Origin of the sequence: Nakamurella sp. PAMC28650 (assembly GCF_014303395.1) — a bacterium.
Classification (GTDB): domain Bacteria; phylum Actinomycetota; class Actinomycetes; order Mycobacteriales; family Nakamurellaceae; genus Nakamurella.
In genome coordinates this window covers 597098-623075 of sequence record NZ_CP060298.1, presented here as the reverse complement: position 1 = coordinate 623075, position 25978 = coordinate 597098, and the positions used below count along the sequence as shown (strand labels likewise).

21 protein-coding genes and 1 pseudogene are annotated in these 25978 nt (G+C 68.3%); 11 read left to right on the top strand and 11 right to left on the bottom strand.

The features are described from left to right. Nucleotides 1–2: 2 nt before the first annotated feature. Together H7F38_RS02805 and yicI are read left to right on the top strand one after the other, a co-directional pair. Nucleotides 3–1121, top strand: a complete 1119-nt coding sequence (locus tag H7F38_RS02805; RefSeq protein WP_187092750.1) for a Gfo/Idh/MocA family protein — start codon at nt 3–5, stop codon at nt 1119–1121. Continuing rightward, nucleotides 1118–3358 carry an alpha-xylosidase gene (gene yicI, locus H7F38_RS02800; RefSeq protein ID WP_187092749.1) on the top strand — a complete coding sequence of 747 codons (2241 nt, stop codon included), beginning with the start codon at nt 1118–1120 and terminating at the stop codon, nt 3356–3358. The genes H7F38_RS02805 and yicI overlap by 4 nt, the downstream gene beginning before the upstream one ends. 234 nt (nt 3359–3592) lie before the next feature. Here the strand turns inward: yicI and argG are convergent, their stop codons facing one another. Continuing rightward, nucleotides 3593–5011, bottom strand: a complete 1419-nt coding sequence (argG, locus tag H7F38_RS02795; RefSeq protein WP_187094441.1) for an argininosuccinate synthase — start codon at nt 5009–5011, stop codon at nt 3593–3595. Between the two features lie 264 nt (nt 5012–5275). On the opposite strand from argG, the gene H7F38_RS02790 reads away from it, so the two are divergent. Beyond that, nucleotides 5276–6703, top strand: coding sequence for a GH1 family beta-glucosidase (locus H7F38_RS02790; protein ID WP_187092748.1), 1428 nt, complete (start codon nt 5276–5278; stop codon nt 6701–6703). Nucleotides 6704–6906: 203 nt separating this feature from the next. On the opposite strand, the gene H7F38_RS02785 is transcribed toward H7F38_RS02790, so the two are convergent. From H7F38_RS02785 to H7F38_RS02775, 3 genes are all read right to left on the bottom strand, one after another. Next, nucleotides 6907–7824: an alpha/beta hydrolase gene (locus H7F38_RS02785; RefSeq protein WP_187092747.1), complete on the bottom strand. Its 918-nt coding sequence runs from the start codon at nt 7822–7824 to the stop codon at nt 6907–6909. Between the two features lie 300 nt (nt 7825–8124). After that, nucleotides 8125–8910 carry an LLM class F420-dependent oxidoreductase gene (locus tag H7F38_RS02780; RefSeq protein ID WP_222618399.1) on the bottom strand — a complete coding sequence of 262 codons (786 nt, stop codon included), beginning with the start codon at nt 8908–8910 and terminating at the stop codon, nt 8125–8127. 54 nt (nt 8911–8964) lie between these two features. Then, complete coding sequence (locus tag H7F38_RS02775) at nt 8965–10302, bottom strand: Nramp family divalent metal transporter (RefSeq protein WP_187094440.1); 1338 nt, start codon at nt 10300–10302, stop codon at nt 8965–8967. A 102-nt stretch (nt 10303–10404) separates the two neighbouring features. On the opposite strand from H7F38_RS02775, the gene H7F38_RS02770 reads away from it, so the two are divergent. Beyond that, complete coding sequence (locus H7F38_RS02770) at nt 10405–11130, top strand: metal-dependent transcriptional regulator (RefSeq protein WP_187092745.1); 726 nt, start codon at nt 10405–10407, stop codon at nt 11128–11130. A gap of 27 nt (nt 11131–11157) precedes the next feature. Here the strand turns inward: H7F38_RS02770 and H7F38_RS02765 are convergent, their stop codons facing one another. Continuing rightward, nucleotides 11158–12813, bottom strand: a complete 1656-nt coding sequence (locus H7F38_RS02765) for an FAD-binding dehydrogenase (RefSeq protein ID WP_187092744.1) — start codon at nt 12811–12813, stop codon at nt 11158–11160. Between the two features lie 317 nt (nt 12814–13130). Between H7F38_RS02765 and H7F38_RS02760 the strand changes: the two genes are divergently transcribed. Then, a complete protein-coding gene (locus H7F38_RS02760) occupies nt 13131–14390 on the top strand; it encodes a diguanylate cyclase (RefSeq protein ID WP_187092743.1) in 1260 nt (419 codons plus the stop codon). Between the two features lie 27 nt (nt 14391–14417). Here the strand turns inward: H7F38_RS02760 and H7F38_RS02755 are convergent, their stop codons facing one another. From H7F38_RS02755 to H7F38_RS02740, 4 genes are all read right to left on the bottom strand, one after another. Then, nucleotides 14418–15209 (bottom strand): amino acid ABC transporter ATP-binding protein, encoded by a 792-nt coding sequence (locus H7F38_RS02755; protein ID WP_187092742.1) that lies wholly within the window; start codon nt 15207–15209, stop codon nt 14418–14420. Further along, nucleotides 15206–16078, bottom strand: coding sequence for an amino acid ABC transporter permease (locus tag H7F38_RS02750; protein ID WP_187092741.1), 873 nt, complete (start codon nt 16076–16078; stop codon nt 15206–15208). Before H7F38_RS02750 ends, H7F38_RS02755 begins: the two co-directional genes overlap by 4 nt. A gap of 63 nt (nt 16079–16141) precedes the next feature. Further along, nucleotides 16142–17029, bottom strand: a complete 888-nt coding sequence (locus H7F38_RS02745) for an ABC transporter substrate-binding protein (RefSeq protein ID WP_187092740.1) — start codon at nt 17027–17029, stop codon at nt 16142–16144. 129 nt (nt 17030–17158) lie between these two features. Next, nucleotides 17159–17965, bottom strand: a complete 807-nt coding sequence (locus H7F38_RS02740) for a bifunctional 2-polyprenyl-6-hydroxyphenol methylase/3-demethylubiquinol 3-O-methyltransferase UbiG (RefSeq protein ID WP_187092739.1) — start codon at nt 17963–17965, stop codon at nt 17159–17161. Between the two features lie 143 nt (nt 17966–18108). Between H7F38_RS02740 and H7F38_RS02735 the strand changes: the two genes are divergently transcribed. Then, nucleotides 18109–18396 (top strand): hypothetical protein, encoded by a 288-nt coding sequence (locus H7F38_RS02735; protein ID WP_370531287.1) that lies wholly within the window; start codon nt 18109–18111, stop codon nt 18394–18396. 96 nt (nt 18397–18492) lie between these two features. Here H7F38_RS02735 and H7F38_RS02730 read toward each other — a convergent pair whose 3' ends face one another. Further along, nucleotides 18493–19533, bottom strand: coding sequence for a ScyD/ScyE family protein (locus tag H7F38_RS02730; RefSeq protein ID WP_187092737.1), 1041 nt, complete (start codon nt 19531–19533; stop codon nt 18493–18495). A 308-nt stretch (nt 19534–19841) separates the two neighbouring features. On the opposite strand from H7F38_RS02730, the gene H7F38_RS02725 reads away from it, so the two are divergent. Next, nucleotides 19842–21086 carry an ISL3 family transposase gene (locus H7F38_RS02725; protein WP_187092736.1) on the top strand — a complete coding sequence of 415 codons (1245 nt, stop codon included), beginning with the start codon at nt 19842–19844 and terminating at the stop codon, nt 21084–21086. A 272-nt stretch (nt 21087–21358) separates the two neighbouring features. Here the strand turns inward: H7F38_RS02725 and H7F38_RS02720 are convergent, their stop codons facing one another. After that, nucleotides 21359–21808, bottom strand: coding sequence for a group II truncated hemoglobin (locus tag H7F38_RS02720; RefSeq protein ID WP_187092735.1), 450 nt, complete (start codon nt 21806–21808; stop codon nt 21359–21361). A gap of 129 nt (nt 21809–21937) precedes the next feature. Here H7F38_RS02720 and H7F38_RS25405 point away from each other — a divergent pair. From H7F38_RS25405 to H7F38_RS02700, 4 genes and pseudogenes are all read left to right on the top strand, one after another. Then, nucleotides 21938–22413: pseudogene (locus tag H7F38_RS25405) on the top strand (DUF2332 family protein). A 158-nt stretch (nt 22414–22571) separates the two neighbouring features. Then, on the top strand, nt 22572–24236 hold the full coding sequence (locus tag H7F38_RS02710) for an HNH endonuclease signature motif containing protein (RefSeq protein WP_187092734.1): 1665 nt from the start codon (nt 22572–22574) through the stop codon (nt 24234–24236). Between the two features lie 37 nt (nt 24237–24273). Beyond that, nucleotides 24274–24576 (top strand): GNAT family N-acetyltransferase, encoded by a 303-nt coding sequence (locus H7F38_RS02705; RefSeq protein ID WP_187092733.1) that lies wholly within the window; start codon nt 24274–24276, stop codon nt 24574–24576. Further along, a complete protein-coding gene (locus H7F38_RS02700; RefSeq protein WP_187092732.1) occupies nt 24573–25952 on the top strand; it encodes an AI-2E family transporter in 1380 nt (459 codons plus the stop codon). The genes H7F38_RS02705 and H7F38_RS02700 overlap by 4 nt, the downstream gene beginning before the upstream one ends. The last annotated feature ends 26 nt before the right edge of the window (nt 25953–25978 follow it).

The window sequence follows — 25978 nt, the reverse complement described above, 5'->3', positions numbered from 1 at the left end:
GCATGACGTTCAGAACGATCCCGGCCGACGGGCAGCCCCTGGGGGTGGTGCTCGTCGGGGTCGGTGGCATGGGCCGTTCCTGGCTGAAGGCCATCTCCGAATGCGACGAGGTGCAGTTGGTCGGGCTGGTCGATCTGGACACCGCGGCCGCCTCGACCCTGGCCGCGTCGCTGCCGGGAGCGGTCGCTGTGGGCTCGGATGCGGTGGAGGTCTCCGTGCGCGGCGGCGGGCAGGCCGTCATCGACGTCACGGTTCCGGCGGCGCACCATCCGGTCACCACGGTAGCGCTCTTCGCCGGACTTCCGGTGCTGGGCGAGAAGCCGGTGGCATCGACGGTGGCGCAGGGTCTTTCGCTGGCCGCAGCGGCGGAGGTGACGGGCGAGCTGTTCATGGTCAGCCAGTCCCGGCGCTACAACCAGCAGCTGTGGGACTTCAAGGATCGGATGGCCTCGACCGGAACCGCCGGGGTGCTCACCACCGAGTTCTTCAAGGCGCCGCACTTCGGCGGGTTCCGCGACGAGATGGACCACCCCCTGCTGCTGGACATGGCCATCCACCAGCTGGACTCGGCCCGGTACCTGCTCGACTGCGATCCCGTGTCGGTGTACTGCGAGGAGTACAACCCGGGGTGGAGCTGGTATCGCGGCGATGCGGGATGCACCGCCATCTTCGAGATGGCCACCGGGGCCCGGTATGTGTTCACCGGATCGTGGTGCAGTCCGGGTCTGGAGACCTCGTGGAACGGTGCGTGGCGTTCCAGCGCCGAGTTCGGTACAGCCCGGTGGAACGGAGACGATCCGCCCGAGGTCGAACGGGTCGGCCCGGTGATCGAGGTACCCGCACCCGGACGCAGACTGCGGGGCGACGGGATCGCGGGCTCGTTGCGTGAGTTCGTGCAGGCACTGCGGACCGGCGAGGAGCCGATGGGCGAGGTGCACGACAACGTCACCAGCCTGGCGATGGTCGAGGCGGCGATCGAGTCGAACGCCACCGGTCGGCGGGTGTCACTGGAGTCCATCATGTCCCGCGCGCTGGACGGTGCGCTCCGAGCGGAACAGCGCGGGGAGGTTGCTGTCGTGCTGAAGTCCTGGCATGCAGCCGGCGGGTACCCGACCCGATGAAGTTCAGCGACGGGTACTGGCAGGTGCGAGCAGGTTTCAGCGTCCAGAGGCCGGCCGAGATCGCCGAGATCACCTCCGACGGGACCACTCTGCGCGCGCTGGCTCCGACCACGGCGTCCACCGGGCGCGGTTGGGACCTGAACCTGGCGACGGCGACGATCTGCTTCTCCTCGCCGATGACGGACGTCATCCGGGTCCGGATCGAACATCACGCCGGAGCGCTGGACCCCGGTCCGCACTTCGAGCTGCCCGGAGCCTCGGATTCCTGCGTCCCGACGATCGAGATCGACGGGACATCGGCAAGTTTCACCTCCGGTGAGCTGACCGCCCGGATCAGCCGGGGCCATCCGCTGCGGATCGACTTCGCGGCGGGCGGCCGGGTGCTGACCAGCAGCCTGCCGAGGGGTATCGGTCTCGCGACCGATGACGGCGGTCGAAGGCATGTGTTCCAACAGCTCTCGCTCGGGGTCGGCGATCTCGTCTACGGGCTCGGCGAGCGTTTCGGGCCCGTGGTCAAGAACGGCCAGAGCGTGGAGATCTGGAACGCCGACGGCGGTACGGCGAGCGAGCAGGCCTACAAGAATGTTCCGTTCTTCCTGACGAACGCCGGCTACGGCGTCCTGGTCAACCATCCGGAGCGGGTGTCGTTCGAGATCGGGTCGGAAGCGGTCACCCGGACCCAGTTCTCGGTGCCCGGCGAGTATCTCGAGTACTTCGTCATCAACGGCCCGAGCCCGAAGGACATCCTGTCCCGCTACACGGAATTGACCGGACGTCCGCCCCGGGTACCGAACTGGTCGCTCGGACTCTGGTTGTCCACCTCGTTCACGACCAGCTACGACGAGGCCACCGTCTGCGGTCTCATCGACGGGATGGCACAGCGCGAGATCCCCCTGTCCGTCTTTCATTTCGACTGCTACTGGATGCGCGCATTCCGGCTCTGCGACTTCGAGTGGGACCCGGAGACCTTCCCGGAGCCGGAGGCGATGCTGGCCAGGCTCAAGAACCGGGGTCTCAAGATCTGCGTCTGGATCAATCCCTACATCGCCCAGCAGTCTGCATTGTTCGCCGAGGGACTCGCCGGCGGATACCTGGTGAAGCGTCCGGACGGCAGCGTCTGGCAGTGGGACATGTGGCAGGCCGGGATGGCACTGGTCGACTTCACCAATCCGGCCGCATCAGCCTGGTACACCGGTCATCTCGGCAGGCTGCTCGATCAGGGGGTCGACGCGTTCAAGACCGATTTCGGTGAACGCGTACCGACGGACGTGGTGTGGCACGACGGCGCGGACCCGCAGCGGATGCACAACTACTACGCGCAGCTCTACCAGCGGGCGGTGTTCGATCTCCTCCGGGGGCGCCGCGGTGAGGGTGAGGCCGTGGTCTTCGCACGGTCGGCGACGACCGGCGGACAGCAGTTCCCGGTCCACTGGGGCGGCGACTCGGAATCGACCTACGTCTCGATGGCCGAGACCCTGCGTGGGGGCCTCTCTTTGGCCTGCAGCGGGTTCGGCTACTGGTCACACGACATCGGCGGCTTCGAGGGCACACCGGATCCCGAGGTGTTCAAGCGATGGCTGGCCTTCGGGCTGCTGTCGAGCCACAGTCGCCTGCACGGCAGCGGGTCGGTCAGGGTGCCGTGGGCCTTCGGCGACGAGGCGGTCGAGGTCGCCCGCAAGTTCACCCGGCTCAAGCTCTCCCTGCTGCCCTACCTCGGTCGGATCATCACCGAGGCAGCGGATCTCGGGCATCCGGTGATGCGCCCGATGCTCCTGGAGTTCCCGCACGACCGAGCGGTCGCCCACCTGGACACCCAGTACATGCTCGGTGATGCCCTCCTGGTCGCGCCGGTCTTCTCCGGGCCGGGCGACGTCGAGTACTACCTGCCCGAAGGCGTCTGGACCCAGCTGTTGACCGGCGACAAGGTGACCGGAGGCCGGTGGGTCAGGGAGAAGCACGCGTTCGACTCGCTACCTTTGCTGGTGCGGCCGGGCACCGTGCTGCCGATCGGGGCCAGATCGGACACCACCGACTACGACCTCGCCGACGCTGTTGCGCTGCACCTGTTCGAACTCCCCGACGGTTTCCGCAGCGAGACCACCATCGGGGGATCACGCTTCGTGGTGGAGCGACGCGGCCGCGACGTGACCGCCAGTCGGGTGACCGGCGATCTCCCGTGGTCGGTCGTCGTCGACGGCGTCGTTTCAGTGGTACCCGGCGACAACTGGAATTCCTGACCGACGTCGGTTCCTGGACGGCCCGGTTGCTCGAGTTCTCCCGCTACGCCGAAGGCGGCATCGGCCAGTGTTGGATCGTGGATCCGGAGGTGCCCTCGATCCAGGTCTGCTCCCTCGCCGGCTGCACCTACGAGCTGGTCGCCGAAGGCGTTGGTGGGCACAGTGTTTCGGTCTCGGTACCGCTCCAGGTCACCGTGAGACCGAACTCGTCGACCGCGGCCGGCCGACGTCGACTCAATCGGTCCCGAGCTCCATGCTGGAGCGCTCGTTGGCGTCGTCGATGCCGCCGTCCGGCGGGATCTGCAGGTTCGCGATGGCCTGCGACTCGCCCGCTTCGAGCTTGCCGACCAACGTCTGCTCGGCATCCAGCTGGCCGAGCGAGGCGTAGAGCTCGAGCTTGGCGCGGGAGTCCGCGATGTCCAGGTTGCGCATCGTCAGCTGGCCGATCCGGTCGGTCGGACCGAACGCGGCGTCCTCGGTGCGCTCCATCGAGAGCTTCTCCGGGTGGTAGCTGAAGTTCGGTCCGGAGGTGCGCAGGATCGAGTAGTCGTTGCCACGGCGCAGTCTCAGCGTCACCTCGCCGGTCACCGCGTTGCCGACCCAGCGCTGCAGCGACTCCCGGAGCATCAAGGACTGGGGGTCGAGCCAGCGGCCCTCGTAGAGCAACCGACCCAGCCGACGGCCGTCGTTGTGGTAGCTGGCCAGGGTGTCCTCGTTGTGGATGCCGTTGATCAGCCGCTCGTAGGCGATGAACAGCAGCGCCATCCCGGGGGCCTCGTAGATGCCGCGGGACTTCGCTTCGATGATGCGGTTCTCGATCTGGTCGGACATGCCGAGGCCGTGACGGCCGCCGATGGTGTTGGCCTCGTGCACCAGGGCCACCGGATCGGGAAATTCGACGCCGTTGACGGCCACCGGCCGGCCCTGCCGGAAGGCAATCGTCACATCCTCGGCGGGGATCTGGATCGACTGGTCCCAGTGGGCCACACCCATGATGGGCTGGACGATCTCGATGGAGCTGTCCAGGAACTCGAGGGTCTTGGCCTCATGGGTGGCGCCCCAGATGTTGGCGTCGGTCGAGTACGCCTTCTCCACGCTGTCCCGGTAGGGCAGGCCCTGGGCGAGCAACCACTCGCTCATCTCCTTGCGGCCACCGAGCTCGTTGACGAAGGCCTCGTCGAGCCACGGCTTGTAGATCCGCAGACGCGGGTTGGCCAGCAGCCCGTAGCGGTAGAACCGCTCGATGTCGTTGCCCTTGTAGGTGGAACCGTCACCCCAGATGTCGACGCCGTCGGAATGCATCGCCCGGACCAGCAGCGTCCCGGTGACGGCCCGCCCGAGTGGGGTGGTGTTGAAGTACGTCGTGCCGCCGGTACGGATGTGGAACGCGCCGCAGGCCAGTGCGACGAGGCCCTCCTCGACCAGCGCTGCGCGGCAGTCGACCACGCGGGCGATCTGGGCGCCGTACTCCCTGGCGCGCAACGGAACGCTCGTCAGGTCCGGCTCGTCGTACTGCCCGATGTCGGCGGTGTACGTACACGGGACGGCTCCCTTGGAGCGCATCCAGGCGACGGCGACGGACGTATCGAGGCCGCCGGAGAAGGCGATGCCGACGCGCTCGCCGACCGGCAGTGAAGTGAGGACTTTGGACACGGGCATGACCCTATCGTCTGATGGAGGACGCACCTGCTGTCGCCGCCGCGCACCTGTTCGTTGTGATCGGGGAGGTGCGGCCCGACGAGCGCAGGTGCGGGGTGACGTGGGGAAGCCGGGGGCGGGGCTGGTGGTGACGCTCACACCGATAGGCTCACACGTCCCGGCAGCACCACGCCCGGCTGAATCACCCTGCATCACTCTGGACCACCACTTCCGGGCCGCACCGATCCCGGCGACACCACACGCGACAGGACCGCACAGATGACGAGCACCCGCACTTTCCCGGACGGCTTCCTGTGGGGGTCGGCCACGGCGTCCTACCAGATCGAGGGGGCAGTCGCCGAAGGCGGTCGTGGACCGTCCATCTGGGACACCTACAGCCACACCCCCGGCCGCGTGCTGAACGGCGATACCGGTGACGTCGCGGACGACCACTACCACCGGTGGGCGCAGGACGTCGGGCACATCAAGAACCTCGGCCTGCACGCCTACCGGTTCTCGATCTCGTGGCCGCGGGTGCAGCCGGGCGGCTCCGGCGAGTTCAACCCCGAAGGCATCAGGTTCTACTCGGATCTGGTCGACGGACTGATCGCGGCCGGTGTGCAGCCGGTCGCCACGCTCTACCACTGGGACCTGCCGCAGGAGCTCGAGGACGAGGGCGGCTGGACGAACCGCGAGACCGCGCTGAAGTTCGCCGACTACGCGGAGCGGATGGCGCACGAGCTCGGGGATCGCATCTCGGTCTGGACCACCCTGAACGAGCCGTGGTGTGCCGCCTATCTGGGCTATGCCTCCGGCGTGCACGCCCCCGGCCGTACCGATGGCGCCGCCGCGCTGGCCGCGGTCCACCATCTCAACCTCGCCCACGGTCTGGCCGGGCGCGCCATCCGGTCCGTCCTCGGCGCAGACACGAAGCTGTCGGTCACCCTGAACCTGCACGTCACGCACCCGGACGACCCGTCGTCGCCGGACGACCTGGATGCCGTCAGGCGGATCGACGAACTCGGCAACGAGGCGTTCCTGCTGCCGATGCTGGAGGGGAGGTACCCGTCGCAGCTGATGGCGGACACCGCCGCCGTCACCGACTGGGCGTTCGTGCAGGACGGCGACCTCGAGCTGATCAACGTGCCGCTCAGCGTGCTCGGCGTCAACTACTACTCGTCCAGCCGGGCCCGCAAGTACGACGGCGTCGGCGAGAGGCAGCAGGCGGACGGGCACGGCAACGCGACGGCCAGCCCGTGGGTGGGGGCCGACGACGTGGAATTCCTCCCGCAACCCGGCCCGCATACCGCGATGGGCTGGAACATCGACCCTGCCTCGTTCACCGAGCTGCTGGTGAAGGTCGGCGGCCGCTATCCGGACCTACCGCTGATGATCACCGAGAACGGCGCGGCCTTCTACGACGAGGTGTCCGCTGACGGACGGATCCACGACGTGGCCAGGGTGGACTACCTGTACCGGCACCTTGACGCCGTCGGTGCCGCGATCGACGCCGGCGTGGATGTGCGGGGGTACTTCGTCTGGTCGCTGCTGGACAACTTCGAGTGGTCGTTCGGCTACGACCGCCGCTTCGGCATCATCCGCGTCGACTTCGGGACGCTGGAGCGCACCTGGAAGGACTCCGCTCACTGGTACTCCGCGCTGGTCACAACCAACTCGCTCCCGAACCGCGCCGTCACCTACCGCTAGGCGCGCGTCGGACGGAGCGCGGGGCGAGGGTAGGGCGTCCTGTCGCGCTGATCAACATCGTTTGCGCTGATCAACATCGTTTGCGCTGATCAACATGGACCAAAAGGGACTGGAGTGACGCGAGTCGACGGGTTCATGAGCGCCGGCGAAGTTGATCAGCGCGGCACGACCCGACCCCTGCGACACCCGGCCGGGCGCAGGCGTCAGGCGGCGGAGACGATCTTGAACGAGCCGGCCGCGGTGGACAGGATCTGCGGCCAGATGCCGAGCACGGCGGTCGGGCCGGCGGCGCCGGTGATCTCCCAACCCGGGCGGGCGCCGACGGCGGAGCGCAGGTCCGACACGGAGGTGAGGCCCTCGTTCTGGCCGTGCCACAGGTGGACCGGCACACCATCGGTCGATGGGTTGAGGATCCAGTCGGCCGACACCCGCGGCCTGCTGACGGTGCCCCAGTTCTGCTGGGTCTGCTCGGCGTCGGTGGCCAGGGCGGCACGGAAGTCCGGCTCCTGCCAGCGGTCGCCCAGGGCGGCCCTGGCAGCGGCCGGCATCCGCAGAACGGCCTTCGCCCAGGTGGTCTCGTCGTTCAGGTCGCTACCGACCCCGGTGGCGGTCAGCCAGGCGTCCAGCAGACCGCCGCTGCCACGCGGCGTCCGATCGGCGAACGGGTGCAGCAGCGTGCGGCGAGCGGGTGCTGGCTCGGACATCCTGGTCGACACTGCGGTCACCGACGCCACCAGGCGCGGGTAGCGGGAGGCGAAGGAGAACACGTCGTCGACGCCCTGCCCGATGCCGATGACGGCGACGCGGCCCACCGCGAGGGTGTCCACCAGTCGGCGCAGGTCCTCGGCCGGGTCCTCGCGACCTCCGAGGCCGATCGGGTCGGAGGCACCGGTGCCGGGCCGGTCGAGCGCCAGCAGGCGCACGGCAGAGGGAAGCGCGGAATCGTGCAGCAGCCAGGCGGGCGCGAGGCGGGACGACCCGGCGTCGGGGATCAGGATGCAGGGCACACCTCTGGCGCTGCCGTACTCCGCCCAGGCCAGCGTGCGCCCGTCCGGCACCCGGATGGCGCCGTAGGCGGGGTGCTCCACCTCGGAGAGGAGCGTCTCTTCCTCGTCGAACATGTCCAGGTAACTTCTGGCCGCGGGTAACACGCTATGGCCCCATCTGCTGTCTCGCCGGATACGCACGTACATGTGAGTACGGGAGCACTCCCGCGTCACGCCGAAACCCGACCGAATTTCCACCGATTCCCGGAGGGGCCAACGGTGGATGTCGATCAGGCCCTGCGCCCCGACAGGTCTACGTCCTCACCCCTGTTATACGTAGCCCGGAGCCACCGTGTTGCCATCGACACCGAAGTGTGATGTGACGCTTTGGTGACGGTGTCCGAACCGAACGTGAATGGAGGCTGAACGGTTGGATCAGCTGTTTCGCCGGTCCCGCCAGGCCAGCCACGCGTCGAGTTGGGACAGGTCGTAGTCGGGTCCGGACAGACCGACGGTGAACAGCGTGAAACCCAGTTCGGCGAGCGCATCGGCGTCGCTGCCGTCCGCCGGGCCGCCGGAAAGGGCCGTCGACTTCTCGATCTCGGCGACGTCCCGCCCGACCGTGGCGCAGTGCTCGCCCAGGATGCCCACCTTCCGGGTGAGACTTTCCATGTCGCCGAAGACGTGCCAGATGTTCGCGTACTCCGCGACGTAGCGCAGGGTCTTCTTCTCGCCGCCGCCGCCGATCAGCACCGGGATGTCGCGGGTCGGAGCAGGGTTCAGCTCCCCGAACCTGGACTTGATCCGTGGCAGGTACTCGCCCAGCAGGTCCAGCCGCTTGCCCGGCGTCGTGAAGTCGTAGCCGTAGTTGTCGTAGTCCTTCTCGAACCAGCCGCTGCCGATGCCCAGGATCAGCCGGCCACCGGAGATGTGATCGACCGTGCGCGACATGTCGGCCAGGAGATCGGGGTTGCGGTAGCCGCCGCAGGTCACGAGCGCGCCGATCTCGACCCGCTCGGTCTGCTCGGCCCAGGCGGCCAGCATCGTCCAGCACTCGAAGTGCTTGCCCTCCGGTTCGCCCGACAGCGGGTAGAAGTGGTCCCAGTTGAAGACGACGTCGACGCCCTTGTCCTCGGCGCGCAGCACGGCGTCGCGGATCTGCGAGTAGTCGGCGTGCTGGGGCTGCAATTGGACGCCGATCCTGATGGGGTGTGAGCTCATGGACGTCATTTTGCTCCTGACGGATCCCGTCCGGGAGCGCGGGGGTCCGGCCCGTCAGCGGGCGAAGGTGTACCAGAGCAGGTAGACGTTCAGGATCACGATCAGGGCGACGACCACCGTCGCGGCGACGGTGGTGGCGCGCCGGTTGACGAACTGGCCCATCACATCGCGGCGCCGGGTCAGCAGGACCAGCGGGATCAGTGCGAACGGGATCCCGAACGACAGGAACACCTGGGAGACCACCAGGCTGTCGGTGGTCGGAAGGCCGAGGGCCAGCACGACCAGGGCCGGGATCATGGTGAGACCGCGGCGCAGGAACAGCGGGATGCTCCGGCGGATGAAGCCCTGCATGACGATCTGCCCGGCGTAGGTACCCACGCTGGAGGAGGACAGACCGGAAGCAAGCAGCGCTACCGCGAAGGCGAGAGCGGCGGCCCCGCCGACGTACTGGCCGAGCCCCGCGTGGGCGGCCTCGATGGAGTCGACGCCGGTCCGGCCGGCGGTGTGGAACAGCTTGGCCGCGATCAGCAGCATGCTCAGGTTGATCACGCCGGCCAGGCCGAGGCCGACGTAGACGTCCAGTCGGGCGAAGCGCAGCAGCGTTCGTCGCTCGGTGTTGTCGATGGTCGGCACCCGGTTCTTGGTGAGCGCCGAGTGCAGGTAGACCACGTGGGGCATCACCGTGGCGCCGATGATGCCGGCCGCCAACACGACGCTGTCGGGTCCGTCGAACTTCGGGATCAGCCCGGCGGCGGCCGCCGGGACCACGCCGCGGACCACCACGAGCTCGTAGAGGAACCCGAAGAACACCAGGGCCATCAGGGCCAGGATGGCGAGTTCGAATCGCCGGTAACCGCGCTGTTCCAGGGCCAGGACGGCGAAGGCCACCACCGCCGTGATCAGGCCGGACGGCAGCAGCGGAATGCCGAACAGCAGGTTCAGGCCGACGGCGGCGCCGACGAACTCGGCCAGATCGGTGGCCATGGCCACCAGTTCCGCCTGCACCCAGAGGCCGCGTGCGACCCGACGGCTGAAGTATTCCCGGCAGAGCTCCGGCAGGTCGCGCCCGGTCACCACGCCGACCTTGGCCGACAGGTACTGGACGAGCATCGCCATGGCGTTGGCCGCGATGATCACCCAGACCAGCAGGTAGCCGTACTTGGCGCCGGCACTGAAGTTGGTCGCGAAGTTGCCAGGGTCGATGTACGCCACGGCCGCCACGAAGGCCGGGCCCAGGAGTGCGATGCGGCCACGGAAACGACCGCGTGCCTGCAGCGTGCCGAGAGCAGTGAGCCCCACCGTCTCGACCGAGATGATCGCTTCACCGGTCGTGGCGGGCTTCGTCGTGCTCAACAGGCGCTCCCAACTGGCAAGTTCGGACGTACGAAACATGATGTTATGGATCTGGAACGACAGTGTTCTCATCGTCAAACATAGTTCTACGTCTCGTTCGGAACCGAGGCGGTCTCAAATTGGTACGGGACGTGACTAATCTTGCGAACCATGGAGGACGTCGGGACGCGGTCGCAGATCGTCGAGGACTACCTCAAGGCGATCTTCTCGCTGGCCGAACGCGGTGGGGCCCATGGCGGGCAACACGGCGGACCGGCGGGCGGGGCGAGCGAGCACGAGCCCGTCACCACCTCCCGGGTCGCCGAACGGCTCGGGCTCTCGGCGTCATCGGTCTCGGGGATGCTGCGGCGGCTGGCGGCGCAGGGCCTGGTCGACCACCGTCCGTACGGCGGGGTGACGCTGACCGACACCGGACTCGCGACTGCTCTGCAGGTCGTCCGCCGTCATCGTCTGGTCGAGATGTTCCTGGTCGCCCAGTTGGGCTACAGCTGGGACGAGGTGCACGAGGAGGCCGAGCTCCTGGAGCACACGATGACCGATCGGCTGGTCCAGCGGATCGATGCGGCGCTCGGCAGCCCGCGCTTCGATCCGCACGGTGATCCCATCCCCGGCCCCGACGGCGAGCTCCCGTGGGTCGACGCCCATCGCCTGTCCGGCCTGAATCCGGGCGACACCGGGCATCTCGCGCGGGTGGACGACCAGGATCCGGCGGTGCTGCGGCATCTCACCGACGTCGGCATCAGCCTGGGCGAGAGCATCAGGCTGATCGAGCGGCTGCCGTTCGACGGGCCGTACGTCATCAGCACCGACAACGGACGCACCCACCAGCTCGGGCCGGCACTGGCCAACGCCCTCTGGATCGCCTGAGCCCGGCCGGCGGGTCGGCCCGGACGGTCAGTTCAGCTTCGCCGCCGATCGCCCGGCGGTCCGGCCGCTGAACAGGCAGCCCCCGAGGAACGTCCCCTCCAGGGCCCGGTACCCGTGGACCCCGCCGCCGCCGAACCCGGCCGCCTCACCGGCCGCGTAGAGCCCGGGGACGACCCCCGCGCCGTCCGAGCCCAGCACGGCCGAGGACAGATCGGTCTCCAGGCCGCCGAGGGACTTGCGCGTCAGGATGTGCAGTCGGACGGCGACCAGCGGACCGGCGTCCGGGTCGAGGATCTCGTGCGGTTCCACGGTGCGCATCTTCCGGTCGCCGAAATACTTCCTGGCACCGGCCGTGGCCACCACCTGGGGGTCCTTGCCCAGTCCGGTGCGCACCTGGCCGTCCCGCAGCGAGATGGTACGGGCCAGGTCGACGGGATCGACGAGGTCGTTGCCGGTCAACGCGTTCATCTTCTGCACCAGCTCGGGAACCGTGGTGGCCGTCAGGAAGTCGACGCCGTTGTCCAGGAACGCCCGCACGGCGGGGCCGATCTTGCCGCCCGCCCGTTCGGCCAGCAGCTTGCGCACCGAACGTCCGGTCAGGTCACCGTTCTGCTCGGAGCCGGACAGCCCGAACTCGGGTCCGACGGTCCGCATGTTGGTCAGGAACCAGGAGTACGGGTAACCGGTCGAGGTGATGTGCCGGACGGTGCCCAGCGCATCGAAGCCGGGGAAGAGCGGGGTGGGCAGCCGATGACCGTGCGCGTCCAGCCACAGCGGGCTCGGCCCGGACAGGATGCGGATCCCGTGTCGCGGCCAGACGGGGGAGTGGTTGATGATCCCCTCCGGGTAGTGCCACATGCGGTCCCCGTTGATCAGGCGCCCGCCGGCCTTCTCCGCGACGCCCAGCATCAGGCCGTCGGTGGACGCCGGCACCCCGGTGATCATCGACTCGGGAGCCGCTCCGAACCCGCCGGGCCAGTTCTCCCTGACCAGTTCGTGGTTGCCTCCGATGCCACCGGACGTGACGATCACCGCACCCGCCGAGAGGATGAAGCTGCCGACCACCTGACGGGACGACTCCTCGCCGCGCGCCACCGGAGACGGGACCAGGATCTCGCCGGCCACCCCCGTCACGCGACGGCCGAAGGTGGTCAGCTGGGTGACCCGGTGCCGGAACAGCAGCGTGATGCGCCCGGTGCGGACGTGCTCCATCACCCGGCGCACGAAGGGGACGAGCACCCCGGGGCCGGTCCCCCAGGTGAGGTGGAATCGCGGCACCGAGTTGCCGTGCCCACCGACCTGGTAGCCGCCCCGTTCGGCCCACTGGACGATCGGGAACAGCGAGACGCCCTGCTGCTTGAGCCAGGAGCGCTTCTCGCCGGCGGCGAAGTCGACGTAGGCCTTCGCCCACTCGCGCGGCCAGTGGTCCTCCGGCCGGTCGAAACTGGCCGATCCCAGCCAGTCGTCGAGGGCGAGTTCTGCCGAGTCCCTGATGCCCAGGTGGCGCTGCTCGGGACTGTTCACCAGGAACAGGCCGCCGAACGACCACCAGGCCTGGCCGCCGATCGAGGCGGCCGGCTCCTGGTCGAGGATGGTGACGCGCCGACCCGCGTCTGCGGCCTCGGCCGCTGCGACCAACCCCGACAGGCCTGCGCCGATCACGACCACTTCGGTATCCGTCATGCCTCATTCTCCTGCCGTCTCGCCTGATCGCGCCACCTCGGACAGAGTGCCATTTTCCGCCGACGGGGCGTCCGAACCGGGACGGAAGGGTGAAAGGCCGTCGGAGGAGGTTGAATTCTCGCTGTTCGACCGGCTGCAGGTGCTGCTGATCTCCTACGATGTCGAAAACAGGGCGAATGGGACGCGGGCCGGGTGGGCAGTGGCGCGGGGGAGGCGTGGATGAATCGGCGGGACAACGTTTTCGCGCGTCCGTTCCGCCGCTGCCCCGGGCACTTCCGGCTGGTGTTCGGGGTGGTCTGGGCCGGGTTTCGGTCGGCGTGGTCATCCTGGTGGCCGCCGATCCGGCGCCGCACCCTGGCGACCTCCTGCGGAATCCCGGGTTCCTCGCGCTGGCCGCCCTCGTCGTGCTGACCGACCTCTACCCGCTCGTGCCCTGGTTGTCCGACGTCCGTGACGACCGGGTCTTCATCTGGTCCGTCGGACTGTCGGTGGGAGCGATCCTGGCCTATGGACCGTGGGCCGCCTTGCTCCTTCCCGTCAGCGGGGCGCTCGCGAACCTGCTCAAGCCCGACAGTCGCTGGTGGCGGCTCGGTCTGAACATGGGGATGTGCGGCGTGCACGGACTGGTCTGCGCCATCGTCTTCGTCGTGCTGCGCGCGGCACTGCAGGGGCCGACGATCGGTCCCCGTCCGGCGCTGGTGCCCTGGCAGCTGCTGGTGACGGGGGTGGCGCTCGCCGTGGTGTTCCTGCTGTCCAACGTGCTGCTCCTGACCGCCGCGTCCGTCTCCCTCGGCATCTCCACGGCCCGCTCCCAGGTCCGGATGTGGTCCAGGCGGGTGTCGGTGATCGGGACGAGCCTGCTGTTCTCGCCGGTCTTCGCCGAGATGGCTCTGCAGGCGGCGGTGCTGCTGCCGATGATGGCCGCCGGCATCCTGGGCGTGCACGAGGTGGAGGCCACCATGCACCGCACCGTCCGGGAGGCCCGTACCGACACGCTCACCGGGCTCGCCAACCGGGCCTCGCTGGTGCACCATCTGGCGATGATGATCGCGGCCGGCGACCGCCCGGACGTCACCGTGCTGGTGATCGACCTCGACGGCTTCAAGGCGGTGAACGACACCCACGGCCACGTGGCCGGCGACGAGGTGCTGATGACGGTGGCCCGGCGGCTCGCGGAAGTGGTGCGGCTCCCCGATCTGGTGGCCCGGTACGGCGGCGACGAGTTCGTGGTGGTGCTGGGCCCCGGCGTTCCGGAGCTGGAGCTGCGGCGCCTGATCGCCGATCTGGGCGAGGCACTGGAAGGCCCGATGACGGCCGCCGGCCGGGTGGTGACGGTGTCGGCCTCCATCGGCGTCGCCGTCGGGACCGACCCGGCGACCACCCCGATGGAACTGATCGGCCGCGCCGACCGGGCCATGTACCGGCGGAAGACGAACGCGGGAAGGGCCGTGCCGGCGCCGCTGTGGACGGCGACCGGGTTCGAGCTCGGTGCGGACGTCCAGGCGCACAATCTGGCGGCTCCCCGGGCGACCCCGATCGTCGGGCTCGGCAACGAACTGCTGGGTTTCGATTCCTGACGGTGCAGCCGATTCCTGGCGGCGCGGCTACAGCCGGCCGGCGTCGATGATCCGCCGGAGGAAGCGTTGGGTCCGTGGGTCGACCGGGTCGGCCAGCACCTGCTCCGGCGGTCCGATCTCGGCCACTCCGCCGTCGGCCAGGAAGACCACCTCGTCGGCGACCTGACGGGCGAAACCCATCTCGTGGGTGGCGACCAGCATCGTCATGCCCTCGGACTTCAACTCGGCGAGCAGGCCGAGCACCTCACCGACCAGTTCCGGGTCCAACGCACTCGTCACCTCGTCGAAGAGCATCAGCACCGGCTTGTTGACCAGCGCCCTGGCGATGGCGACCCGTTGCTGCTGACCGCCGGACAGGTTGTCCGGCCTGGCCTTCGCCTTCTCGGCCAGACCTACGCGGTCGAGCATCGCCATCGCGTCGGCCTCGGCGCGGTCGCGGGCGACACCGTGCACCACCCGGGAGGCGAGGGTGACGTTGTCCAGCACGCTCATGTGCGGGAAGAGGTTGAAGGACTGGAAGACGATGCCCACCCTGGTGCGGATCTCGTCGGCCTTCACCCGCGGATCGGTGATGTCCGTGCCGTCCAGCCGGATGACGCCGTCGTCGACGGTCTCGAGCAGGTTCAGGCAGCGCAGCAACGTCGACTTCCCGGACCCGGACGCGCCGATCAGCACGACGCACCGGTGGGGGGCCACCGTGAGGGACAGGTCGCGGAGGATGACGTGCTCGCCGTAGCTCTTGCGCAGGTGCTCGATCTGCAGGAGGTGGGCGCCGGAGCCGTGGCCGGTCCGCTGCTTCCGGGTCGGTATCGGCGTCATACCGTCGCCCCGGCGGTGGTCCAGCCCTGTTTGCGGGCGATCCAGTCGGTGAACCTGGTCATCGGGATGGTCAGCGCCAGGAACAGCAGACCGGCCACCATGTACGGCGTGTAGTTGAACGTCGTCTTGGCGAAGATGTCGGCCTGCAGCACCGCGTCGTAGTACGGGGTGCCGAGCGCCGCGATCAGGGCGGTGTCCTTCTGCAGGGACACCAGGTCGTTGAGCAGCGGCGGCATCACCCGCCGGAAGGCCTGCGGGACGACGACGTGCTGCATGGTCCTCGCGTGCGAGAGCCCGAGCGACCGGGCGGCCGCCCGCTGCGACGGGTGCACCGATTCCATCCCGGCGCGCAGCACCTCCGCGTTGTAGGCGGTGTAGGTCAGGATCAGTCCGACGGCGCCCCAGATCAGGGTGTTGTTGGGCAGCCAGCTGATCCGCAGCGCGGGGACGCCGAACCCGAGCAGGTAGAGCACCAGCAGCAGCGGCAGTCCCCGGAAGATGTCGGTGTAGATCGTCGCGGCAGCCCTGATCGGGAAGAACACCGGACCACGCAGCGACCGGGCGACGGCCAGCAGCATGGCCAGGACCAGGATGACGACCTCGCAGATCACCATCAGCCGGATGTTCAGCCAGAGGCCCTTGAGGATGTCCGGCAGTACCTGCCAGCCGTACGAGAAATCCAGGAACGAGGCCCGGAATCGCGGCCAGCCCTGCGTGTTGACCACCGCGACAGCCACGACTGCGAGCAGCACCACCGTCGAGGCCGATGCGATCAGGCTGGACCGGCGACTCCGGGAGCGTCGGTAGGCGAGTCGCTGCTGCTGGATCTTCGACGGCACCCAACCGTCGGCCGCGGCCGTCTGCGGCACGGATTTCGGTGCCCTGGATTTCGGTGGCACGGATTTCGGTGGCACGGATTTCTGTGGCACGGATTACTTGAGGACGGGCGCGCCGGCGTTGGCCAGCCAGGTGGTCTGCAGCTTGGCCAGGGTCCCGTCCGCGCGCAGCGCATCCACGGCCTTGCTCGCGCAGGACGTGAGAGCCGATCCCTTGTCCAGCAGCAGCCCGAACTGGTCGGGCTTGGCGGTCCCGGCCGGGAGCTGACCGATGATGACGCCGTTGTCGAGCTGGGCGGAGGACATGTAGAAGGCGGTCGGCGTGTCGACGACGATGCCGTCCACCTGACCGTTCTTGAGCTGCGCGATGGCGGCGTCGTTGGTCGGGAAGATGGTGGGCTTGGAGCTCGGCGCGATCACGCCGTTCAGCGCGTCGAGGCTGGTGGTGCCGATCTGCGCCCCGAGTTTCGCGCCCTTGAGGTCGGCGATGCTCTTGGCTCCTGCGATCTTCGAGCTCTTCACCGTGACGACCGCCTGGGTGACGTCGTAGTAGCCGGTGGAGAAGTCGACCGCCTTGGCCCGGTCGGCGGTGATGGTGAACTCGTTGATGTCGAAGTCGAAGTTCTTGGGGGCCGGCGAGATGGCCGCGTTGAACGACTGCTTGGTCCACTTGACCTGGGCCTTGGTGTATCCGAGCTTGGTCGCGACCGCGTAGGCGACGGCCGACTCGAAGCCCTTGCCGTTGGTCGGGTCGTTGCCCGAGAACCAGGGGTCGTACGCCGGGTTGTCGGTCGCGATGGTCAACGTGTTGGCGGCCGTGGTCTTGAGATCGGCGGGCGCGCAGCCGGATGAAGCTGCCGCCGGGCCGGACGAACTCGTGCTGTTGACCGCGGCCGTGGTCGACGACGAACCGCAGGCCGACGCCGTCAGGGCGGTGGCCGCGGCGAGTGCGATGACGAGGGCAAGCGGGTGACGCTGGGACATCAGTACTCCAGTTGAGTGACGGTCGCGCTGGGCAGGCAGGTGCGCGGTTCGAACTGCGCAGATGGACGATCCGAAAGCATACGGACCCGGGGCGACCCCCATCTCGCGTCAGTTGTCGATCGGCGTTCGTCAGCGATCGAGCAGCGGGACCCGGCCCATCCCGAGGAAGTGCGGACTGGCCGCGAGCAGCGCCGGGTCGGACTCGACCAGCTCGGCACACCGGATTGCGGACTCCAGGACCCGGTCGGCCGCCTCCGGCGATGCGTTGTCCAGGGCCGGGGCGGTGGGACCTTCGATACCTACCACGATGACGTCGGCCAGACCGGAGTCGGACAATTCCCGGGCCAGCTCCTCGTGAAGGTGGAAGTACGCGGTGGTGAACCCCTGCGGGTCGTCGTGGTTGACGCCGGTCTCGATCAGTCGGGCCATTTCGCTGACCCGCGCAGGGTCCAGCTCCCCGAATCCGGCCAGCTCCAGTAGCGCGGCATGGCGGCTGATGGCCGCGACGACGACCGGTCCGCCGGGCCGGACGACCCGTCGGGCCTCCGTGAGCGCCCGGCTCCGTTCCTCGGCCTCGATCAGGTGGTAGAGCGGGCCGAGCAGCAGCACCGCATCGACGGACTGGTCGTCGATCGGCAGTTCCCGGGCGTCGCCGAGAGCTGCAGTGAACCCGGTATGGCGGGCGGCCTGGGCCACGTGGTGGGGGACCGGGTCGATGAGGTGGACCTGGTAGCCGTCCGCGGCGAGCCAGCGTGCGTGGATACCCGTCCCGCCTCCCACGTCCAGGACCATCGCCGGAGGGGCGGGCAGGAATCGGCGGAGCAGCTGCTGCGTCCGCCGGAATTCGAGCCGGCCGTGCCCCGAGCTGACCAGTCGCTGATCTTCGTCGTAGCGATCGCTATAGAAGGACAGGATGGCGCCGTCGAATTCGGTCATGGACGAGATCTTTCTCCAAGGGATGCGGGCCACGTCGGACGACCCTCGGCCGCTCGATCCCCCGCGATCCCGTTGCCCGCATGGTCGCCGCGGACCGATTCGGTACCGCCATCACCGTCTGCGCCCGGCGGTACCATGCCACCGTGTCCCACGTGCCCCACCGGGACCGCCCGCCGGACTTCGACACCACCCTGCGCGAGCTGCGGCGGAAGTCAGACGTCCTGGAACCCCCTGGACCTCAACACTTCCAGGCCTCTTTCCGGCACCTGACGCTGTACACGTCGTGGTACCGCACCCAGGTGTGGAGTCGGGGGATCGCCAAGGAACTGCTCACCGCCTTTGGCCCCGGCGAGGTGTTCGCCGCCGACGTCGCCCGACGCCATCGGGGGCAGATCCTGCCCCCGGCCGATCCCAGGACGCCGCGGACCTGATCCGACGGTTCCCCGGGCGCCCCTCCGACGTCGTCGCCTTCACGTGCTGGCTCGAACAATCCTCCACACCGCCAGGCACCGAATAGGCATCTCGGGTCAGGACGACGTCAGCTCGAGAATCTGTCCGGACGGCGTGGCCGAACCTGATGACGTGCCGTGGTTGGCGATGTAGATCGCACCGTTCCTACCGATGGCCAGCCCGGTCGGTTGCGACAGACCCGCTGACAGGAGAGTTGTTCGGGTGCCGTTCCGATTGACCCTGATCAAGGCTCCGGGCGTCGTCGGCGGTGAGAGCAACCCTCCCACGCTGTATTCCAGCACCAGCAGCCGGGAATGGCGGTCGAACGCCAGGTCGGTGATCGAGGAGAATCCAGTGGCCCAGACGGTCGGGGCATGGCCCGGCATGATCCGATAGACATCAGCCGTGCCCGGAAGCGACGGGACTCCGCGAAGGCCCCCGACGAACAATGCGCCGTCCGGGCCGACGGTGACCGATGTCGGGACGGCCTGAGCCTGGATGGTCAGTGCCGTAGGCCCGAGGACACCGGCGGGAACGTATTCGGGAAAGGTTGGAAAGCGGGCAAGAATGGATAGCCGGCCGGCCGGACTGACCCACAGCAGACTGTTGGCTGCGGCGTCGACGACGGCCCAGCCGCCGCGGTAGGGCGTGACTCCGTAGGGATCGGAATCGGTCGCCGATTCCCCGGGCAGCCCGCCGGCATTCACCTGGGGATGTTCGGCGGCGAACGCAGCGAAGTCAGGAAACAAGGCCCAGCTGGACCGTGGGCTGTGCAATCCGGCGATGATGCCCTTGCCGAACTCGTCGCCACCGGGAAGCCCGTTCGATCCGTCTGCCCTGAGGTCGGTGTCCTGCATGATCACCCCGAGTGCTCCATGCACCCAGGTCAGTGCCGCGGGCCCGGCGACTTCGCCGTTGTCCTGTTCCTGTTCGGATTCCAGCCCGCCCAGCACGGTGACGACACGGTGGCCCGCGACCCGGCCGATCGCGCCGGTCCGACCCACGCAGCCCGTCGTCGGGGCTCCGGATACGCCGATGAGCGGAACGCAGTTCTGCTTCGTCGGGTCGCCGATCCCTGCCAGCGCCACATACAGTGCGCCGTCCAGACCGATGCTCAAATGTCTGGGATTGTTCAGTCCATTCACCACGACCGAGACGTGGAGCCCGTCCTCGGATCTACCGGACGCCATTGATGTGGCGGCACCGGCAGATGGCGAGTTCGTCAGGCAGATGGCACCTGTGACGACCACGGCGATTGACAATCGACTGAGCTTCATTGCTCTCCCGGGGTGGCATTCTCGGACCCACGTCCTCGTGGGCTCTTGTGACGTTCTCGTGGGTGGTTTGACCCCTGGTTGTGGGCGACACACCGGGCTGCGTATAGGTTCTGGCTTATCTAGGGTCAGTCACTATCCAGGAGCACGGTGTGCGCGGTGTAACGATATGGCGAAAGCTGCTCGGTGTCGAGCAACTGCAGGTGTGCGATGTGGCGTGGGAGGAGGCCGACGACCGGCAGGTGCTGGTCGTTTCGGTGCGTGCGACGAAGGGCGCCCGGAGTAGGTGCAGTCGATGCCGGCGTAGACGGCCGGGCTATGACCAGGGCGGCGGAACCCGGCGGTGGCGGTCGCTGGACTGGGGGTCGACGATGGTATTCCTGCAGGCTGCGGCTCCGCGGGTGAACTGCCGGACGCACGGGGTGGTCGTCGCGGCGGTGCCGTGGGCCCGACCCGGCGCGCGGGCAACCCGAGCGTTTGAAGACCAGTGCGCGTGGTTGGCGGCGCACACCGCTTCGTCGGTGGTGGCGCAGTTGATGCGGACGTCGTGGCGGCATGTGAGCGCAATCATCGAGCACGTCGTCGCCGACGGTTTGGCCGGCCGGGACGTGCTCGCGGGGCTGCGGCGGATCGGCATCGATGAAATCTCCCACCGCAAAGGCCAGCGGTATCTGACGTGCGTGGTCGATCAAGACTCCGGCAGATTGGTGTGGGCCGCACCGGGCCGCAACAGCGACACCCTGGGTCGGTTCTTCGACCAACTCGGCCCAGAACGGGCGGCGGCGTTGACGCACGTCTCGGCCGACGGGGCGCAGTGGATCCACGACACCGTGACGGCCCGCGCGCCGCAGGCGGTGCTGGGATTGGATCCGTTTCATATCGTGGGGTGGGCCACCCGGGAGTTGGACAAGGTCCGTCGTCAGACGTGGAACACGCTGCGGGGTAACAGTAGCTCTGCGCAGGCGTCGTCGGTGAAGGGCAGCCGCTGGGCATTGCTGAAAAACCCGGCGGACCTGTCCCCGGAGCAACGCGGGTCGGTCGCCTCGATCGCCCAGACCAACCGGCATCTGTATCGGGCGTATCTGCTGAAGGAGCAACTGCGCGCGGTGTTCCAGGTCAAGGGCCAGGCCGGCCGTGAACTGCTGGCCGGCTGGATCGCCTGGGCCCGCCGCTCCCAACTCCCCGGCTTCATCGCCCTGGCCGCAACGTTGAAGCGGTTCCAGCAGCTGATTTGGAACACCCTGATCCACCACATGAGCAACGCCCAATCCGAGGCCACCAACACCCACCTACGGGCCTTGACCCGCAGGTCGTACGGCTTTCACAGCCCAGAAGCGTTGATAGCCATGGCAATGCTCACCCGCGGCGGGTTATGCCCGCCGCTTCCCGGACGCTAAACCACCCACGAAAACGTCAGGAGACCCTCCTCGTGAGTGGGTGTCGTCCTCCACCGCACCCACTGTCTTCCGGTCGCGAGCTGAAGTCAAGAGTCAACTGTGGAGGTTCGGTCCTGCGACGTCGAACGAATGGTGAATCAAACAATGAGTCTACTGTCTGTCTTCCACTACCCCACGGCGAGTAATGGTGCGCCGGCTTACTTCGATGGCGCCCAGGAGGCTCGCCATTGACCCGGTGACCGACAAGACTTCATTTCTTCGGAGACCTACGCTCAACGTTGGAGGCCGTTGCACGACCAGTGTGGAATCTGGAGACTGCTCGGGACGTCGTCCGCGGACTGGGGGTATCGGGCCAGGGTGGTGGTGGTCGCCCACACGAAATATTCGTGGAGCGTTCGATACACGTCGTCGTCCCGTGCGATTCCCACGTCCGCCAGCGCCTCGTCGAAGCAATCAATGGCTCGAGTGTCCATTTCCTCGTGTTGACCGTTTCCGCTGTGGATCCCGACCACCCACGTCTCGTCGGCATGCATTGCAGAGTAGGCCGCGGGGCCGCCCAGTGCCTCGGACCAATATGCGGCCAACCGTTCGCCGTGCTCGGGGTGGAACCCGTGGCTGAACGCGTGACTGACGACGTCATCGGCCATCACCCGGCGATGCCACGCTTGCGCCAGACGACACAGGCCCTCGTCGCCACCGGCTGCCTCGTAGACGGAACGCATGTTGTGATCCTGGCACGATCACGGAGGCCGACGACGCCGGGCTGCGGCAGCTGATCGATCCGCTGCCGGCGCTGAAGAGGCAGCCGAATCTGGTGTTCGCCGCTGCCGGGTACGTCGGCGTCGAACCCGGTGCCTTCACCTGTTTCCGCCGGGCCCTGCTGTCGCGATGGACCACCGAGCGTCAGCGGAGAGGGTGACGTCCGATGGCTCCGGACGCTGGTCTGGCCGGGGCAGGATGCTCGGCTCGCACAGCTGTCCGCAGCGATCCAGGTCGCACGAGCCGCTCCTCCGCTGCTGGTGCCGGTGATCTCGACTCGGGCGTCGCGGAGTTGGCCGACCGGGCTCCGTCCGGCGCGGCGCTGGTGCTCTTCCACAGCGCGGTTCTTGCCTACCTCAGTCCTGCGGACCAGGCCAGGTTCGTCGCTACCGTGACGGGCCTACCGGGCCTGTGGATCAGCAACGAAGGGTCGTCCGTCGACCTCCGTCACGGCGAGACCCTACCGACGCCGGCGGATCCGACGACGTCGGTGTTCGTCCTGCGCAAGGACTCCGTAGCCGTCGGCTACGCCGGCGGTCACGGGCAGTTCCTGCACTGGTTCGGCTGAGCACGGCGGCCGCGCGCGCCGTTGGCGTCGTTGGCGCTGCGCAGATCCGATCGGAGTTCGGAGTTCGAGGTTCTACCCAAGCGGCTCATCAGTACAGATGCTTGGATCATGACCCGGATCTGGGCCGACTGTCGGTGCTCGTCGATAGTGTTCTGGCTATGGAAGAGCCGGGTGATCCGCCGACCACCAGGGCCGCGGCTCTGGTGGCGGAGTTGTCTGCCCAGCAACGCGTCCTGGCCGCTGCCCAGGCCAGGCAGGCTGCCCTGATGGTCGAGTTCGGTCAGGTCAGAAGGGTTCTGGACGATCAGCGGATCTCCGATCGTGCTGCAGAAGGCATCGATCCGCGGTACCGGCCCGGTGAGTTCGCCGCGATGGAGATCGGCCTGGCCATGACCACTTCGAGGCACTCCGTGCAGAGGACGGTCGCGATGGCCCGGCGGCTCCGCGAGGAGACGCCGGACGTCTGGGACGCGTGGCTGGCCGGAGACATCGATCAGCTGAAGGCTGCGCGGATCAGCCATGCCCTGGTGCGGTTGACCCGTGATCACTCGAAGGAACTGCTCAACGCGCTGGTCCTGCCCGTCGCCGTCTGCAAGACCGCGGAATTGCTGGGGCGCTGGCTCAACCAGTTCGTGGCCGGGGTGGAGCCGCTGGAAACCGACGAGCGGTTACGGCGGTCGTTCGCCGACCGGTATGCCTCCGTGCGCCCGGATCTGTACGGCATCAGTTTCCTGTCCGCAGCACTGTCGTCGGTGGACGCGACGGCGATCGATCAGGTGCTGAACGCGCTGGCCGGGATCGCTGGTCCCGACGATCCCCGGACCGTGCAGCAACGTCGGGCCGACGCCCTGGTCGATCTGCTGCTGGGGCGCACCAGCAATGGCTGCCATGTGACCTGGGAGGAGGGCGATGCGGGCGAGGAAGACGTCGGGGTCGGTCACCTGGCCGACGTCGACGGCGATGCTGGCGATGAGTACCCGGCCGACTCCCCGCCCGACGATGTGACATCCGACGATGTGATAACCGACGATGTGACAACCGACGACGTGCCGTCGGCCTGGGATCCAGAAGACGACTGGGACCTGCCTGCATCCGCGTTCCGACCGGATCGCGGTGGCGCAGCCCCGCCGAACGCCGCAGCCCCGCCGAACGCCGCAGCCCCGCCGAACACCGCGGCCCCACCCGATTTGGCAGCCCCACCAGGTACCGGCCGACCACCTGACCCGGATCGACCGGGTCGTCCGTTGATCACGCGGTGTCCGACAGGTCATTCCTCGCGGCCGCTGCCGGTCACCATCGGCGTCGTCGTGTCGGTGCAATCCCTCCTGGGGTACAGCGATGCCCCCGGTCAGCTGACCGACCGATCGGCGCTGGTCCCGGCGGATCTGGTGCGCGATCTCGCCGGCCAACCGGGCACGCTGTTCTACCAGCTGCTCACCGACCCGGGCGGGAACCTGTTGCAGGTCAACGAACTCGGGCGCTTTCCGAGCCGCAAGCTCGGGGCTGCGATCAAGATGCGGGACGGCGGGTGCGCCAACCCCGTCTGCACGGTGCCCGGACCGAGATGCGACCTGGACCACATCGTGCCCGTTCCGCACGGGCCGACATCGGCCGCCAACATCCACCCGAAGTGCCGCCCGGACCACCGCGCCAAGACCCATGCCGGACACCGCACCACCAGAGACGACGTCCAGCGCACCACGATAGGGACGACACCCACCGGACACCGATACACCACGCACGACGACCCGTTGCCGGTCGAGGAATGGCCACACGAGCACCCGTCCCGGGAGGGTCCGACACCCGCGGCGGGGGCGAGTTGACATCGGCACTGCGGCCCGGCTGTGTCACCATCGCTGCATGGTGGAAACCCGGGGCGAGCACCTCATCGAGCATCTGACTCCGCAGCGCCGGTTCCGGCTGACGGTCGACGGCGAGGAGGCCGGCGTCCTCGACTACGTGCCAGGTCCCGGGACCTGGGACATCACCCACACCTACTCGGACCCGAAGTTCCGTGGGACCGGGGTGGCCTCCGAACTCGTCCAACGCGTGTTCGACGATGCGCGCGCCGCTGGTCTCCTGATCGTTCCGAGCTGTCCCTACATCCCGGTCTGGCTGTCGCGGCACCCCATCGAGTCCGATCTGGTCGGACCAGCCCGATGACGGACCCGCTGGAGCCACCGGGCCACGATCCCCTGGTCGCCGAGAACAGGGCCCTGAAGCGGGCACTGGATTCCGCGCTGGAACAACTGGACCAGGTCGGCGGCGAGATCGATGCGCACCTGTCGGCGCAGGAGGCTGCCGAGGACGCAGCTGCGGCCGCCGGAGATGCCGCAGCGGTGCAGGCCGTCATCCAACGTCGGCGTCTGGCCGGACTCGGCAGCGCTCTGTCGACCCTGACCGGCCGGATGATGGCCGAGCGTTCGGCCCGGGCCGCGCAGGCCGCGGCGGAGGCGGCCGAGGCGAGTCGCCGCGCCGCCGAACAGGCGCTGGCCGACGACGACCGCTCCCGACGCCCGACGTTCCACCCGTTCAAGATCGGCTTCTTCGGCGGCCTCGGGTTGCTGCTGGCCTACGTCACCTACCTTTCGCTGGACACCCTGCGGGGCACGTTGATCGTCATCGCCGTCGCCCTCCTGCTGGCGATCGGGCTCGACCCCGCGGTCGGTGGCCTGGTGCGGCGCGGCATGCGTCGCGGTTGGGCGGTGACGATCGTCTTCCTGGGCCTGGTGGCTGCTCTCGGCGGTGCCATCTACGCGATCATCCCGCCGATCGTCACCGAACTCGCGACCTTCGTGAAAACGGTCCCGACGCTGATCACCGACCTGCTGCACAACAACACGATCAACTCTCTGAACGAGAAGTTCGGGATCCTGAACGCGATCAAGAACTCGAACTTCATCCAGACCATCGGCAGCGGCGCGGCCGGCAGCATCCTGTCGGCAAGTGTCACCGTCGCGTCCATCGCTGCCGACCTCCTGGTGGTGCTGATCCTGACCCTGTTCTTCCTCGCCGGCTTCCCGAAGATCAAGTCGGCGGCCTATCGACTGGCGCCGGCCACCAGGCGCACCAGGGTGACCGAACTGGGCGACAAGATCTTCAAGCAGATGGGCGGCTATCTGGTCGGTGCGACGATCGTCGCAATCCAGGCGGGTCTGGTGGCCGGGGTCTTCGCCGCCATCGTCGGCCTGCCCTATCCCTGGGCCATCGCGCTCGGTGCCGCGGTCCTGGACTTCGTGCCGGTCATCGGCCCGATCACCGTCGGCGTCTCGATGACGCTTCTCGGATTCACGCAGTCCCTGACGATCGGCATCGTCGCCGCAGCCTTCTACCTGACCCAGCACCTGTTCGAGACGTACTGGCTCTATCCGCGGGTGATGCGCCGTCAGGTGGACATCTCCACCGGCGCGGTGGTGGTGGCGCTGCTCGTCGGCGGTGCGCTGCTGGGCGTCACCGGAGCGGTCCTCGCCGTCCCGGTCGCTGCCGCCGTCCAGCTCATCGTCCGCGAGGTCGTCATGCCGATGCAGGAACGTCACTAGGGTCGGCGAACGCCAGCAGGCGCGGG

Bases quoted from the DNA above. Each gene is read 5' to 3' on its own strand.
- H7F38_RS02720 (WP_187092735.1), bottom strand. From the start codon at position 21,808: ATGCGTTCCGTCTACGAGGCAGCCGGTGGCGACGAGGGCCTGTGTCGT.
- H7F38_RS02705 (WP_187092733.1), top strand. From the start codon at position 24,274: ATGGTGGAAACCCGGGGCGAGCACCTCATCGAGCATCTGACTCCGCAG.
- H7F38_RS02710 (WP_187092734.1), top strand. From the start codon at position 22,572: ATGGAAGAGCCGGGTGATCCGCCGACCACCAGGGCCGCGGCTCTGGTG.
- H7F38_RS02740 (WP_187092739.1), bottom strand. From the start codon at position 17,965: ATGACCGAATTCGACGGCGCCATCCTGTCCTTCTATAGCGATCGCTAC.
- H7F38_RS02700 (WP_187092732.1), top strand. From the start codon at position 24,573: ATGACGGACCCGCTGGAGCCACCGGGCCACGATCCCCTGGTCGCCGAG.
- H7F38_RS02765 (WP_187092744.1), bottom strand. From the start codon at position 12,813: ATGACGGATACCGAAGTGGTCGTGATCGGCGCAGGCCTGTCGGGGTTG.
- H7F38_RS02780 (WP_222618399.1), bottom strand. From the start codon at position 8,910: ATGAGCTCACACCCCATCAGGATCGGCGTCCAATTGCAGCCCCAGCAC.
- yicI (WP_187092749.1), top strand. From the start codon at position 1,118: ATGAAGTTCAGCGACGGGTACTGGCAGGTGCGAGCAGGTTTCAGCGTC.
- H7F38_RS02745 (WP_187092740.1), bottom strand. From the start codon at position 17,029: ATGTCCCAGCGTCACCCGCTTGCCCTCGTCATCGCACTCGCCGCGGCC.
- H7F38_RS02785 (WP_187092747.1), bottom strand. From the start codon at position 7,824: ATGTTCGACGAGGAAGAGACGCTCCTCTCCGAGGTGGAGCACCCCGCC.
- H7F38_RS02775 (WP_187094440.1), bottom strand. From the start codon at position 10,302: ATGTTTCGTACGTCCGAACTTGCCAGTTGGGAGCGCCTGTTGAGCACG.
- H7F38_RS02755 (WP_187092742.1), bottom strand. From the start codon at position 15,209: ATGACGCCGATACCGACCCGGAAGCAGCGGACCGGCCACGGCTCCGGC.
- H7F38_RS02805 (WP_187092750.1), top strand. From the start codon at position 3: ATGACGTTCAGAACGATCCCGGCCGACGGGCAGCCCCTGGGGGTGGTG.
- H7F38_RS02790 (WP_187092748.1), top strand. From the start codon at position 5,276: ATGACGAGCACCCGCACTTTCCCGGACGGCTTCCTGTGGGGGTCGGCC.